The sequence below is a fragment of the Novosphingobium sp. PY1 genome (assembly GCF_017312445.1).
GTDB lineage: Bacteria > Pseudomonadota > Alphaproteobacteria > Sphingomonadales > Sphingomonadaceae > Novosphingobium.
Genome location: NZ_BLTI01000013.1, coordinates 45,990 through 59,964 on the forward strand (window position 1 = coordinate 45,990; position 13,975 = coordinate 59,964).

At 62.9% G+C, this 13,975-nt stretch carries 12 protein-coding genes; all 12 read right to left on the bottom strand.

All coding sequences use genetic code 11. From position 1 onward, the window contains the following. Nucleotides 1–9: 9 nt before the first annotated feature. Genes J3474_RS18205 through nuoF form a run of 12 tightly spaced genes read right to left on the bottom strand, consistent with a single transcriptional unit; the run spans nucleotide 10 to nucleotide 13,975 of the window. On the bottom strand, nucleotides 10–1,635 hold the full coding sequence (locus J3474_RS18205; protein WP_007015114.1) for a ribonuclease J: 1,626 nt from the start codon (nucleotides 1,633–1,635) through the stop codon (nucleotides 10–12). Then, a complete protein-coding gene (locus J3474_RS18210) occupies nucleotides 1,632–2,411 on the bottom strand; it encodes a type III pantothenate kinase (RefSeq protein ID WP_013833764.1) in 780 nt (259 codons plus the stop codon). Before J3474_RS18210 ends, J3474_RS18205 begins: the two co-directional genes overlap by 4 nt. A gap of 15 nt (nucleotides 2,412–2,426) precedes the next feature. Further along, nucleotides 2,427–3,149: a biotin--[acetyl-CoA-carboxylase] ligase gene (locus tag J3474_RS18215; RefSeq protein ID WP_207095148.1), complete on the bottom strand. Its 723-nt coding sequence runs from the start codon at nucleotides 3,147–3,149 to the stop codon at nucleotides 2,427–2,429. Further along, entirely contained in the window at nucleotides 3,146–4,609 is a 1,464-nt protein-coding gene (nuoN, locus tag J3474_RS18220) for an NADH-quinone oxidoreductase subunit NuoN (RefSeq protein ID WP_207095149.1), read from the bottom strand. Before nuoN ends, J3474_RS18215 begins: the two co-directional genes overlap by 4 nt. Then, nucleotides 4,609–6,144: an NADH-quinone oxidoreductase subunit M gene (locus J3474_RS18225; RefSeq protein ID WP_013833766.1), complete on the bottom strand. Its 1,536-nt coding sequence runs from the start codon at nucleotides 6,142–6,144 to the stop codon at nucleotides 4,609–4,611. The genes nuoN and J3474_RS18225 overlap by 1 nt, the downstream gene beginning before the upstream one ends. Before the next feature lie 4 nt (nucleotides 6,145–6,148). Further along, on the bottom strand, nucleotides 6,149–8,176 hold the full coding sequence (gene nuoL / locus J3474_RS18230; RefSeq protein ID WP_013833767.1) for an NADH-quinone oxidoreductase subunit L: 2,028 nt from the start codon (nucleotides 8,174–8,176) through the stop codon (nucleotides 6,149–6,151). Between the two features lie 4 nt (nucleotides 8,177–8,180). Continuing rightward, nucleotides 8,181–8,486 carry an NADH-quinone oxidoreductase subunit NuoK gene (gene nuoK, locus J3474_RS18235; RefSeq protein WP_007015108.1) on the bottom strand — a complete coding sequence of 102 codons (306 nt, stop codon included), beginning with the start codon at nucleotides 8,484–8,486 and terminating at the stop codon, nucleotides 8,181–8,183. Next, nucleotides 8,483–9,100, bottom strand: a complete 618-nt coding sequence (locus tag J3474_RS18240; protein ID WP_007015107.1) for an NADH-quinone oxidoreductase subunit J — start codon at nucleotides 9,098–9,100, stop codon at nucleotides 8,483–8,485. Before J3474_RS18240 ends, nuoK begins: the two co-directional genes overlap by 4 nt. A 15-nt stretch (nucleotides 9,101–9,115) precedes the next feature. Then, the gene (nuoI, locus tag J3474_RS18245) at nucleotides 9,116–9,601 is read right to left on the bottom strand and encodes an NADH-quinone oxidoreductase subunit NuoI (RefSeq protein WP_007015106.1); all 486 of its coding nucleotides are present in this window, start codon (nucleotides 9,599–9,601) and stop codon (nucleotides 9,116–9,118) included. Further along, nucleotides 9,598–10,659: an NADH-quinone oxidoreductase subunit NuoH gene (nuoH, locus tag J3474_RS18250; protein ID WP_207095150.1), complete on the bottom strand. Its 1,062-nt coding sequence runs from the start codon at nucleotides 10,657–10,659 to the stop codon at nucleotides 9,598–9,600. The genes nuoI and nuoH overlap by 4 nt, the downstream gene beginning before the upstream one ends. Further along, complete coding sequence (nuoG, locus tag J3474_RS18255; RefSeq protein WP_013833768.1) at nucleotides 10,656–12,674, bottom strand: NADH-quinone oxidoreductase subunit NuoG; 2,019 nt, start codon at nucleotides 12,672–12,674, stop codon at nucleotides 10,656–10,658. The genes nuoH and nuoG overlap by 4 nt, the downstream gene beginning before the upstream one ends. Next, complete coding sequence (gene nuoF / locus J3474_RS18260; protein WP_007015102.1) at nucleotides 12,674–13,975, bottom strand: NADH-quinone oxidoreductase subunit NuoF; 1,302 nt, start codon at nucleotides 13,973–13,975, stop codon at nucleotides 12,674–12,676. The genes nuoG and nuoF overlap by 1 nt, the downstream gene beginning before the upstream one ends.

A 13,975-nucleotide genomic window follows, 5' to 3' on the forward strand; every position in this document is an offset into this window, starting at 1 on the left:
CCGCTCCGATCAATTCTCGAGAAGCAGGACCTGGACCTGCGGTCGCTTGCCCGACCAACGGGTCGCCGCACGCCGCGCGGCCAGGCGCGCGGCCTCTACGCGGTCGGCGTGATCCGCCTTTTTCGACTTGGCCAGGGCCTGGGCAACGTCGCTGCGCGCCTCTTCGATGAACGCCTGATAGTCCTCGTCCAGAGGCAGGCCTATGGCGGCCACTTCGACGTTCCCCTTGCGGTCGGCTGCAACCGAGACAACACCGTTGAAGGCAATGCGCCGGCGCATCACGATGGCCTCGCCATCGGCAGGCGCGATGATATCGCCGTCGAGTACGAGTCGGCCCGAGCGGACTTCGCCGAACTTGCCCGGTGCCCCCGGAGCCAGTCGCACGAGATCGCCGTTCTTCTGGAAGACCGCCTTGGGAATGCCGCATGACAGGCCCAGCTTCGCCTGCTCACGCATGTGACGGATCTCTCCGTGCACGGGCACAAGAATGTCGGGACGGATCCAGCCATAGAGCGCCTCGAGTTCCGGCCTCCCGGGATGGCCCGAAACGTGGATATGGCTCTGCCGGTCGGTGACAATCACGACACCGTCGTCCGCGAGACGATTCTGGATCTTGCCAATGGCGATCTCGTTGCCCGGAATCTGGCGACTGGAGAAGAGGACGACATCGCCCTTCTCCAGCTTGATCGGGTGATTGCCTTCGGAAATGCGCGCAAGCGCCGCGCGCGGCTCACCCTGCCCACCGGTCGCGACGATCAACACGTCGCTGCGCGGCAGGTCCATCGCCGTTTCCGGATCGACGATCTCGGGCAGATCCGTGAGGTATCCGCAAGCCTGCCCGGTCTGGATGATGCGATCGAGCGAGCGCCCCGCCACGCACAGCTTGCGGTTGGTGCGGCGCGCCACTTCGCCCAGCGTCTGGAGCCTCGCGACATTGGACGCAAAAGTGGTCACCAGAACGCGGCGACCATTGTGACGTTTCACTTCCTCGAGCAGGCCGTCGAAGACGTCGCCTTCCGAACCCGATGCCTTCGGATTGAACACATTGGTAGAGTCGCAGACCAGCGCCAGCACGCCGTCGTCACCGATCTTCGTCAGTTCCTCGCTTGTCGCCGGGGTGCCGATCTGCGGCGCATCGTCCAGCTTCCAGTCGCCGGTATGGAAAATTCGGCCGAACGGCGTATCGATCAGCAGGGCGTTGCCTTCAGCGATCGAGTGCGCGAGCGGCACGTAGCGAATGCCGAAAGGCCCGATCTCGAAACGCTCGAGGTCTTCCACCACGATGAGTTCGACATCGCCGAGAATACCGGCCTCTTCAAGCTTGGCCGCGACCAGCTTTGCCGTGAAGGGCGTCGCATAGATCGGAACGCCCAGTTCCTGGGCGAAGTAGGGAACGGCACCGATGTGGTCTTCATGCGCATGGGTCAGGACAATGCCCAGCAGGTTCTCGCGCTCATTCTCGATGAATTCGAGATCGGCGAAGACGAGATCGATGCCCGGGTACTCGTTCATGCCGAAGGTCATGCCAAGGTCGACCATCAGCCACTTGCCCTGGCAGCCATAGAGATTGACGTTCATGCCAATCTCGCCCGAGCCGCCGAGCGCGCAAAACAACAATTCGTTACCGGGTATCACTTAGATGCTGCCCTTTCGGCAAGTATGGCAAGGCCGTCGAGCGTAAGATCCGGATCGACGGCATCGAAAATCTCGGTCGCCTCATCGAACAGCACCGCAAGGCCGCCCGTCGCGATGACCTTGGCGGGACGGCCGATCTCGGCACGCATCCGCGCGATCAGGCCTTCCATCATGGCGACGTAGCCCCAGAAGACGCCAATCAGCATCTGGTCCTCGGTATTGCGGCCGATAACGCTGGTCGTCTTGGGAAGCTCGATGGCAATGCGCGGCAGCTTGGCGGTATTGCCGACCAGCGCATCGAGCGAGAGGTTGATCCCAGGCGCAATGATCCCGCCCTTGTACGCGCCCTTGAAATCGACAATGTCGAAGGTCGTCGCCGTCCCGAAATCGACGACGATCAGGTCTCCGCCATGCTTGGCATGGGCGGCAATCGCATTGACGGCGCGGTCGGCGCCAAGCGAGCGCGGCTCGTCCACGTCGATTTCAATGGCGTAATTGGCCTTGCCCTGACCCGCGATCAGAGGCTCGACATTGAAGTAGTGCCGGCTCAGAATCTCAAGGTTGTGGAGCGCGCGCGGCACCACGGTCGAAATGATGATCGTGTCGACCTGCTTGGCGTCGATCCCGCGAATGCCGAGCAGTTGCATCAGCCAGACGGCATATTCGTCGCCTGTACGTCGCGGATCGGTGGCGATGCGCCAACGCCCCTTCAACTCGCCTGCGTCGAACAGCGCGAAAACGACATTGGTATTGCCAGCATCAATGGCGAGCAGCATGGGACCTGGTTTTCCTCAATGCGAAGTTGCGGAAAGAAGCACGTCGCCGGCGTGGATCGTCCGCAGCGATCCCTCATCCAGGCTGAGCAGGAGGTTCCCCTCTTGCGTCAGCCCGGCAAACCCGCCTTCGATTGCCTCCTCTCCCGGAGGAAGCACTGTGAGGCGTGTTCCCTTGGGATGTGCGGCACTCTGCCAGCGACGAAGCATGGGGGCAAGGCCGGCCGAACGCCAGCGCTCAAGTTCGAGAGCAAAGGCCCGCGCCAGCAGATTCGCGAAATCATCGCGGGAGACATCGACGCCGTGATCGCAAAGTGCGGCAACGGCACGCCCCTCGACATGCGGCGCGACGCGCAGGTTCACGCCGATGCCGACAATGACTGTCCCGGCGATCATTTCGAGGAGGATGCCCGCGACCTTGCTGCCGGACAGCAGGAGATCGTTCGGCCACTTGAGCCACAGGGGCGAAGGATCGGGGAGCAGCGAGGCGATGGCTTCGTGGACCGAAAGACCGGCCAGAAGCGCAAGACTGGCAAACGGCGGATCGCCCTGCCCGGGCCTCACTACCGTCGAGCCCATGAAATTGCCGAGCCCGTCATTCCAGGCGCGGCCCAGGCGGCCCTTCCCTGCCGTCTGGCGGTCCGCGACCAACCACTCGCCCTCCGGAAGGTATTCCCCTCCGGACAGGCGAGCAGCCAGATCAGCGTTGGTCGAACCCGTCTGAGTGACGGTTCGGATCAAAACGAGAAGTAAAGGGCTGCCGCGGCAGCGTCAGCGAGACCGCCCAGCCACTTGGTCAACAGGTAGCCCAGCGGCGAAATGAAGACGACCGAGGCGACAAGGATGATCTTGTGCCAGATGTCGTTCTCGCCCTTCACCACGTCGGCAGCCTCGTCGAAGTACATGATCTTGACGATCTTGAGGTAGTAGAAGGCGCCGATGACCGATGCCGCAATGCCGATGGCGGCCAGCGCGATCAGGTTGGCCTGCACCGCCGCCTGGAAGACGACGAACTTGCCCCAGAAACCGAACAACGGCGGAATACCGGCAAGGCTGAACATGATCATCGCCAGGCCCAGCGCCAGCGCCGGTCGCGTGCGCGACAGGCCGGCAAGCTTCGCGATGTCCTCGACGTAATTGCCGTTCTCGTCCTTGAGCATCAGGATCGCGACGAAACCGCCCAGCGACATCGCGACATAGATCGCAAGGTACACGAGCATGGCCGACGCGCCCTGCGGCGTGGCAACGGCCAGACCGATCAGCATGAAACCGACGTTGTTGATCGACGAATACGCCATCAGTCGCTTGATGTTCGACTGGCCGATGGCGCCAAGGGCACCGACCACGATCGAGGCGAGCGAGATGAAGATCACGATCTGCTGCCAGGCAGCGGCCTGCTCACCGAACGCATCGAGCATGACGCGCATGGTCAGGCCGAGGGCAGCCACCTTCGGCGCGGTCGCGAAGAAGGTCGTGACCGGCGTCGGCGCGCCTTCGTAAACGTCGGGCGTCCACATGTGGAACGGCACGGCACTGATCTTGAAGGCAAGCCCTGCCAGCATGAACACGATGCCGAACAGCGCCCCATGCGACAGCCCGGAGGACAGAGCGGCGTTGATGCCCGAGAACGAGGTCGTGCCGGTAAAGCCATAAGTCAGGCTCATGCCGAAGAGCAGGATGCCCGAGGCGAGCGAACCCAGGACGAAGTACTTCAGGCCCGATTCCGCCGAACGGTCATCCGTGCGCAGGAAGGCCGCAAGGACGTAGGCAGCCAGCGAGTTCATCTCGAGACCGATGTACAGCGTCAGCAGGTCGCCTGCCGAAACCATGATGCCCATGCCCAGCGCCGCGAAGACGACGAGCACGGGATATTCCGCACGCATCGCATCGAACCGATCGAAGAACTTCGGGGCAATGACCAAGGAGGCCGCAGCCGAGATATAGATCAGGATCTTGGCGTAGGACGCAAAGGCATCGGCACGGAACTGGCCGAAGAAAGCCGAGGTATCCGGCCCCATTGCGCCGCCGCACAGCGCGGGGGCGACGAGGAAGGACGCGGCGGCAAGCGCAGCAACCGCCAGGATCGAGATCAGACGGCCCGACTTGTCACCGCCCCAGGCGGCGATCAGAAGCAGGACCAGGCCTGCAATGCTCAGTGTTTCTTCCGGCGCGATCAGGCGCAGCGACTGTGACCAGTCCATCAGTGTGCCCCCTCATGCGCAGCTTCTTCTTCGTGCACAGGCTTTTCCTTACCCATGGCGACCTTGGAGTCTCCTTCCGGCTTGGCAGCGGCAAGACGGGCGTCGAGCGCGGCAATGTCGGCGCGCATCGGCGCGATGAAGCTCTCGGGATAGATGCCCATCCACAGCACCGCGATGCCCAGCGGAACCACCATCAGCAGCTCACGGACGTCGAGGTCGGCCATGGCGGCAGCATCGGCGTTCTTCTGCTCGCCGAAAGCGACCCGGCGATAGAGGTAAAGCATGTAGGCAGCGCCCAGGATGATGCCGGTGGCGCAGATCAGCGTGGTCCACGTCGACACCTGGTAGATACCCGCGAGGCTCAGGAACTCGCCAACGAAACCGCTGGTGCCCGGAAGGCCGACGGAGGCCATCGTGAAGAGCATGAAGAACAGCGCGTAACGCGGCATGTTGATCGAAAGGCCGCCGTAGCGATCGATTTCGCGGGTGTGCAGGCGATCGTAGATGATGCCCACGCACAGGAACAGCGCGCCCGAAACCAGACCGTGGCTGAGCATGATCAGCATCGAGCCCTCGAGACCCTGCACGTTGAAGGCGAACAGGCCGATGGTCACGATCGCCATGTGCGCAACCGACGAATAGGCAATCAGCTTCTTCATGTCGTGCTGCACGAGTGCAATCAGCGAGGTCAGGACCACGGCTGCCATCGACAGGCCCCAGACCAGCGGACCGAAGTAGGCCGAGGCTTCGGGGAACATCGGCAGCGAGAAGCGGATGAAACCGTAGCCGCCCATCTTCAGCAGAACGCCTGCAAGGATGACCGAACCGGCGGTCGGCGCCTGGACGTGCGCGTCCGGAAGCCAGGTGTGGACCGGCCACATCGGCATCTTCACCGCGAAGCTGGCGAAGAAAGCAAGCCACAGCCAGGTCTGGACCTGCGGATCGAAATCGTAAGCCATCAGCGTCGGGATGTCGGTGGTACCGGCGGTATTCGCCATCCACAGCATCGCGATCAGCATCAGCACCGAGCCGAGCAGCGTGTAGAGGAAGAACTTGTACGAAGCGTAGATACGGTCCGCACCGCCCCACACGCCGATGATCAGGTACATCGGGATGAGGCCGGCCTCGAAGAAGATGTAGAACAGGAACAGGTCCTGCGCCGCGAAAACGCCTATCATGAGCGTTTCCATCAGCAGGAACGCGGCCATGTACTCACCAACGCGCTTGTCGATCGACTTCCAGCTGGCACCGATGCAGATCGGCATGAGGAAGACGGACAGCATGATCAGCAACAGGGCGATGCCGTCGATACCGAGCGCGTAGGAGAAGCCGGAGAACAGCTCCACCCGCTCGGTGAACTGCCACTGCGCGCCGCCGATGTCGAAATTCGCCCAGAGCACGACGCCCAGTGCAAAATCGACCAAGGTCGCCGCCAGCGCAAGATTTCGCGCCGGCTTCGCTTCGAGGAAGAGGCATGCCAGTGCCGCCGCAAGCGGCACAAGCAGCATCAGGCTGAGGATCGGAAAACCACTCATCATCTTATCCCGCGATCACCCAGCTGATGGCGCCGACAAGGCCCAGCAGCATGACTAGTGCGTAACTGTAGAGATAGCCCGACTGGACTTTCTGTGCGTAAGTCGAACCCTTGGCGACGACCCAGGCCGCGCCGTTGGGACCGAAGCGGTCGATCAGACCCACGTCGCCCTGTTTCCAGAACACGCGGCCGAGCCAGAATGCCGGAACCACGAACAGGTAGTGGTACAGTTCGTCGAACATCCACTTGCGGTACACGAAGGTGTAGACCGGCCCGAGTTGCTCGGCGACCGCCGCCGGGAATCTGGTGTTGCGGATGTAACCGTACCAGGCAGTAACCAGACCGATGACCATCACGATGAACGGGCTCCATTTGATGAGCTCGGGGATCGAGTGCATCGCGTGGATCAGGTGTTCGTGGAACACCAGTGCGCCCTTCCAGAATTCGCCGGTACCTTCGCTGACGAACTCGTGCTGGAACACATAACCTGCGGCAACCGCGCCAAAGGCGAGAACCAGCAGCGGGATCAGCATGACCAGCGGGCTTTCATGCGGATGATAGCCGGCAGTGCCTTCGGGATTGTGGACATGGTTGTCATGCCCGGCTTCCTCGGAAGGGTCCTCGTGGTGATGGTGCACGGCGTGCTGGATGTGCTCCGAACCGGCCCAGCGCGGCTTGCCGAAGAAAGTCAGGAACACCAGACGCCAGGAATAGAAGCTGGTCATCAAAGCAGCGAAGATACCCATCCAGAAGGCGAAGCTGCCCGAGGCGCTGCCCGCGGCATAGGCCGCCTCGAGGATCGCGTCCTTCGAGTGGAAGCCGGCAAAGCCCACACCGAATACACCCACGCCGGTGATGGCGAGCGTACCGGCCGTCATCGTCCAGAAAGTTATCGGGATGTGCTTACGCAGGTCGCCGTAGAAGCGCATGTCCTGCTCGTGGTGCATCGCATGGATGACCGAACCGGCACCCAGGAACAGCAGCGCCTTGAAGAAGGCGTGCGTGAACAGGTGGAACATGGCCGCACCGTACGCGCCCACGCCAGCGGCGAAGAACATGTAGCCGAGCTGCGAGCAGGTCGAGTACGCGATCACGCGCTTGATGTCCCACTGGGTGCAGCCGATCGTCGCGGCGAAGAAGCAGGTCGCGCCGCCGATCACGGTGATGAAGGCCATCGCCGTCGGGCTGGTCTCGAACATCGGCGAGAGACGGCAGACCATGAAGACGCCGGCGGTGACCATGGTCGCCGCGTGGATCAGCGCCGAAACCGGGGTCGGGCCTTCCATCGCGTCCGGAAGCCAGGTGTGCAGGCCGAGCTGTGCCGACTTGCCCATCGCACCGATGAACAGCAGCAGGCACAGGACGGTCATGGTGTCGAAACGATGGCCAAGGAAACCGATCGTCGAACCCGCCATGCCCGGTGCCGCATGCAGGATCTCGGGGATCGAGACGGTGCCGAAGACCAGGAACGTACCGAAGATGCCAAGCATGAAGCCAAGGTCACCGACGCGGTTGACCACGAAGGCCTTGATGGCGGCAGCGCAGGCCGAAGGCTTGCGGAACCAGAAGCCGATCAGCAGGTACGAGGCCAGACCGACGCCTTCCCAACCGAAGAACATCTGCACCAGGTTGTCCGCGGTCACCAGCATGAGCATGGCGAAAGTGAACAGCGAGAGGTAGGCGAAGAAGCGCGGCTGATCCGGCTCCTCGTCCATGTAACCCCACGAATAGAGGTGCACGAGCGCCGAAACCGACGTGACGACCACCAGCATGACCGCGGTCAGGGTGTCGACGCGCAGGGCCCAGTCAAAGGCCATCGGGCCCGACTTCACCCAGGTCAGCACCGGTACGACGGTCGCTTCGGCGCTGCCCGTCAGGAAGCTGATGAAGATCGGCCAGGACAGTGCACAGGCAATGAACAGGGCGCCGGTGGTGACCACCTTTGCCGGAACATTGCCGAGCTGCTTGTTGCCAAGCCCGGCGATGATCGCTGCCAGGAGCGGCAGGAAGACGATGAGCAGGATCGACTGCAAGGCCTTATCCCTTCATCCGGTTGACGTCGTCGACGGCGATGCTGCCGCGGCCACGGAAATAGATCACGAGGATAGCAAGCCCCACTGCGGCCTCGCCCGCCGCCACGGTCAGAACGAACATGGCGAAGATCTGCCCGGTCAGGTCTCCCAGGAAGGAGCTGAAGGCGACGAGGTTGATGTTCACCGCAAGCAGGATCAGTTCGATCGCCATCAGGATGACAATGATGTTCTTGCGGTTCAGGAAGATGCCGAGAACGCCGAGCACGAAAAGGATCGAGCTGACCACGACATAGTGTTCGATACCGATCACAGCTGGACCCCCTTGCCCACTTCGGGCTTGACGTTGACGGTCGCTTCATCGGGACGGCGCATGATCTGCTTGGAGATCTTCTGGCCCCGGGTGTCCGAACGCTGGCGATGGGTCAGCACGATGGCGCCGATCATCGCGACGAGCAGGATGATGCCCGCGGCTTCGAACAGGAAGAGGTAGCGGCTGTAAAGGAGGCCACCGATGGCCTCGATGTTGCTGGCCCCGGCAGGCGTCGCGGCGGTGCCGTCGGGCGAGCCAAGGTCCATCGCGCCGGCGCGGTAGGCACCGATGCCCAGGACCATCTCGGCCAGCAGGACGATCGCGACGAGCAGGCCCAGGGGGAAGTTCCTGACGAACCCGGCACGCAGTTCGGCGAAGTCGATGTCGAGCATCATGACGACGAACAGGAAAAGCACCGCAACCGCGCCGACATAGACAATGACGAGCAGCATCGCGATGAACTCGGCGCCGGTCAGCACCATCAGGCCGGCGGCGTTGAAGAACGCCAGGATCAGCCAGAGGACCGAGTGGACCGGGTTGCGGGCAGTGATCGTCGTCACGGCGGACGCGATGGTGATCACGGCGAAGAGGTAAAAGGCAAATACGTGAATCATGACCTCGGCGCGCCCCTAGCGATACGGCGCATCGGCTTCAAGGTTCGCGGCAATGGCCCGCTCCCACTTGTCCCCGTTCGCCAACAGCTTAGCCTTGTCGTAGAGCAGTTCTTCACGCGTTTCGGTCGCGTATTCGAAGTTCGGCCCTTCGACGATTGCATCGACCGGGCAGGCTTCCTGGCAGAAGCCACAGTAGATGCACTTCGTCATATCGATGTCGTAGCGCGTGGTGCGCCGCGAACCGTCGGCACGCGGAGCGGCCTCGATGGTGATCGCCTGCGCCGGGCAGATCGCCTCGCACAGCTTGCACGCGATGCAGCGTTCCTCGCCGTTGGGATAACGGCGCAGGGCGTGCTCACCGCGAAAGCGGGGCGAAAGCGGGTTCTTCTCGAAGGGGTAGTTGATCGTCGCCTTGGGCTTGAAGAAGTACTTCAAGGTGAGCCAGTGCGCCTTCACGAACTCCCAGAGCGTGAAGCTCTTGATGAGGTGTCCGACGGTCATGCGAAGTGTCCGGTAGCCATGAGGTAGCCGCTGACGAGTACGACGAACAGCAGCGATACGGGCAGGAAGACCTTCCAGCCCAGACGCATCAGCTGGTCGTAGCGGTACCGCGGGACGGTCGCCTTCACCCAGCTGAACACGAAGAAGAAGAACAGTACCTTGAGCAGGAACCAGATAAATCCAGGGATTACGATCTGGGGGAAGAAGCCAAGGAACGGAATATCCATGAGCGGCAGCCAGCCACCCCAGAACAGAGTCGCGTTGAGCGCGCACATCAGCAGGACGTTGGCATATTCACCAAGCCAGTAGGCGGCGAACGCCATCGACGAGTACTCTGTCTGGTAACCGGCGACGAGCTCGGATTCCGCTTCGGTCAGGTCGAAGGGAGCGCGCTGCGTCTCGGCCATGCCAGAGATCAGGAACATCACCCACATCGGGAACAGCAGCGGATTGAACGCGAAGCCGTTGAAGATGCCGAAGACATGGCCCTTCTGGGCCAAGACGATGTCGTTCAGGTTGAACGTGCCGGCCCACAGGACGACGCAGATGAGGATGAAGCCGATCGAGACTTCATAGGAAATCATCTGCGCCGAAGCGCGCATCGCCGAGAAGAACGGGTACTTCGAGTTCGAAGCCCAGCCCGCCATGATCGTGCCGTAAACGCCCAGCGAACTGATCGCGAGAACGTAGAGCAGACCGACGTTGATATCGGCGAGGATCGCGCCCGAATTGAACGGGATCACCGCCCAGGCCATCAGCGCCACGGTGAAGGTCACGACAGGGGCGATCAGGAAGATGCCCTTGTTCGCGGCCGAGGGAATGATGGTTTCCTGAAGGAAGACCTTGAGGCCGTCCGCGAAGGACTGAAGCAGACCGAACGGGCCGACGACATTGGGACCGCGGCGCAGCGCCATGGCCGCCCAGATCTTGCGGTCCGCGTAGATGATCATCGCCACGCCGAGTAGCAGCGGGAGCGCGATCAGCAGGATGCCGCAGATCGTCGAGACGAACCACGCCCAGTCGTGAGACATGCCGAGGGATTGAAAGAAAGCGGTCATTCCGCAGCCTCCGCAATCTCCTCGCCGTGCAGCAGTTCAGCCGAACAGCGCTGCATCGTCGCACTGGCGCGGGCGATGGGGTTGGTCATGTAGAAGTCCTTGACCGGATAGGCGATCACGCCGGCGGCAGAACCGCCACCAGCAGGCAGGTCGCTCCCGTAGTCGGCCAGACCCTCGATGCCAAGGGCCGGGACCTCGGAAATCATCGCAGCGCGCAATTCCTCGAAGCTGTCAAAGCCCACCGAAACGCCGAAGGCGTCGGCCAGGGCCCGCAGGATCGACCAGTCCTCGCGCGCATCGCCGGGAGCGAAGACGGCCTTGTCGGCCATCTGCACGCGCCCTTCGGTGTTCACATAGGTACCGGCCTTTTCGGTATAGGCCGCAGCGGGCAGGATCACGTCTGCTGCGTGCGCGCCCTTGTCGCCGTGATGACCGATGTAGACGATCATCGAGTCGGCGAACCGGGTGTAGTCCACTTCGTCCGCACCGAGCGAGAGCAGGACCTTGGGCTTGGCTGCGACGATGTCGGCGATGCCGCCCTTCTGCGCGTAGCCGAGCATAAGCCCGCCCATGCGCGAAGCCGCCATGTGCAGGACGTTGAAGCCGTTCCACCTGGTGCCGTCTTCCAGATCGCGAACGAGATTGAACTCGCCCGCCAGCGCCAGAGCCGCTTCGAGGCCGCCACGGCCCAGCCCTGCTCCGCCGACGATGATCGCCGGACGCGCCGCGCCCTTGAGCGCTTCGCCGACATGGGCCGGAAGCTTGCCGAGAACCGAAAGGTCATCGCCGAGGAACTCGCCGCCGAAGGTGGTTTCCCACTCCGGGCCGACGAGGAACACCTTCGCGCCGGCCTTCACGGCCTTGCGCAGGCGCACGTTCACCAACGGCGCTTCGGCGCGCACGTTGCTGCCCACGACCAGGATTGCGTCGGCAGTCTCGATGCCACCGAGCGTGGAGTTGAAGTTCACCGCGGCCAGGCTCGAGGTGTCGTAGTCCATGCCGGTCTGGCGACCTTCAAGCAGGTTAGAGCCAAGCGCGCCGACCAGCTTGCTGGCCGCGAACATCGTCTCGCAGTCGAGCATGTCGCCGGCAACCGCGGCAATCGAATTGCCCGGATTGAGCGAGGCGATCGCGGCGAAGGCCTCACCCCAGCTGGCCGGAACCAGCTTGCCGTCACGGCGCAGGAACGGCTTGTCGAGGCGGCGCTTGGTCAGGCCGTCGACCTGGTAGCGCGCCTTGTCCGAGATCCATTCCTCGTTGACATCGTCGTTGATGCGCGGGAGCACGCGAAGCACTTCGCGGCCGCGGCTGTCGATGCGGATGTTCGCGCCGATCGCATCGGAAACGTCGATCCCGAGGGTCTTCTTCAGCTCCCAGGGACGCGCTTCGTAAGCATAGGGGCGCGAAGTCAGTGCGCCGACCGGGCAAAGGTCGATCACATTGGCCGACATCTCGTGCTTGGCAGCATGTTCGAGATAGGTCGTGATCTGCATGTTCTCGCCGCGATAGAGCGCACCGATCTCGTCCACGCCGGCGATCTCTTCCGAGAAACGCACGCAGCGGGTGCAGTGGATGCAGCGCGTCATCGTCGTCTTGATGAGCGGGCCCATGTATTTCTCGGTGACCGCGCGCTTGTTCTCGTCATAGCGCGAGGCGCCGCGGCCATAGGCCACCGACTGGTCCTGCAGGTCGCATTCGCCGCCCTGGTCGCAGATCGGGCAGTCGAGCGGGTGGTTGATGAGGAGGAACTCCATCACCCCTTCCCGCGCCTTCTTGACCATTTCGGAGTCGGTGCGGATCTCCTGGCCTTCGGTGGCCGGAAGCGCGCACGAAGCCTGCGGCTTGGGCGGTCCGGGCTTCACCTCGACGAGGCACATGCGGCAGTTGCCCGCAATCGACAGGCGCTCATGATAGCAGAAGCGCGGGATTTCCTTGCCGGCGAGTTCGCAGGCCTGCAGCACGGTAGCGCCTGCAGGGACCTCGAGTTCTACGCCGTCTACGGTTACCTTGGGCATTACTCAGCAGCCTCCGGCATGTTTTCAGCGATCCGGCGTTCCAGCTCGGGGCGGAAGTGGCGGATCAGGCCCTGGATCGGCCACGCCGCAGCGTCGCCAAGGGCGCAGATGGTGTGGCCTTCGACCTGCTTGGTGACCTGCTGCAGCATGTCGATTTCCTCGACCGCCGCGTCACCGGTACGCAGGCGTTCCATGACGCGCCACATCCAGCCCGTGCCTTCGCGGCAGGGCGTGCACTGGCCGCAGGACTCGTGCTTGTAGAAGTACGAGAGACGCGAAATGGCGCGAACGATGTCGGTGGACTTGTCCATGACGATCACGGCGGCGGTGCCGAGACCCGAACCGACGGCCTTGAGACCATCGAAGTCCATCGGCGCGTCCCAGATCTGGTCGGCCGGAACCAGCGGAACCGAGGAACCGCCCGGGATCACCGCCAGCAGGTTGTCCCGGCCGCCGCGGATGCCGCCGCAGTGCTTTTCGATCAGCTCGCTGAAGGGAATGCTCATTTCCTCTTCGACGACGCACGGCTTGTTCACGTGGCCCGAGATCTGGAAGAGCTTGGTGCCCTTGTTGTTGTCGCGCCCGAAGCTGGAGAACCACGAGGCGCCGCGGCGCATGATGGTCGGTGCAACGGCGATGGACTCGACGTTGTTGACCGTGGTCGGGCAGCCGTAAAGGCCTGCACCCGCCGGGAACGGCGGCTTGAGGCGGGGCTGCCCCTTCTTGCCTTCAAGGCTTTCGATCATCGCGGTCTCTTCACCGCAGATGTAGGCGCCCGCGCCGCGGTGGACGAAGACGTCGAAGTCGTAGCCCGAACCGGCTGCGTTCTTGCCCAGCAGGCCTGCCGCATAAGCTTCATCGCGCGCCGCGAAGAGCGTCTCGGCCTCGCGGATGTATTCGCCGCGAATGTAGATGTAGGCAGCACGCGCGCCCATCGCGAAACCGGCAACCAGCGCGCCTTCCAGCAGCAGGTGCGGATCGTGACGGATGATCTCGCGATCCTTGCACGAACCGGGCTCGGATTCGTCCGCGTTGATGACCAGGAAGCTGGGCTTGGGATTGCCAGCATGGTCGAGCGGCGGCTGCTTGGGCATGAAGGACCACTTCATGCCGGTCGGAAAACCTGCGCCGCCACGGCCGCGCAGCCCCGAAGCCTTGATCTCCTCGATGATGAGATCACGGCCCTTGGCGATGATGTCCTTGGTGTTGTCCCAGGCGCCGCGTGCCTGCGCAGCCTTCAGGTTCCACGGCTGGTAGCCGTAGACATTTGTGAAGATGCGATCCTTGTCAGCGAGAGCCAT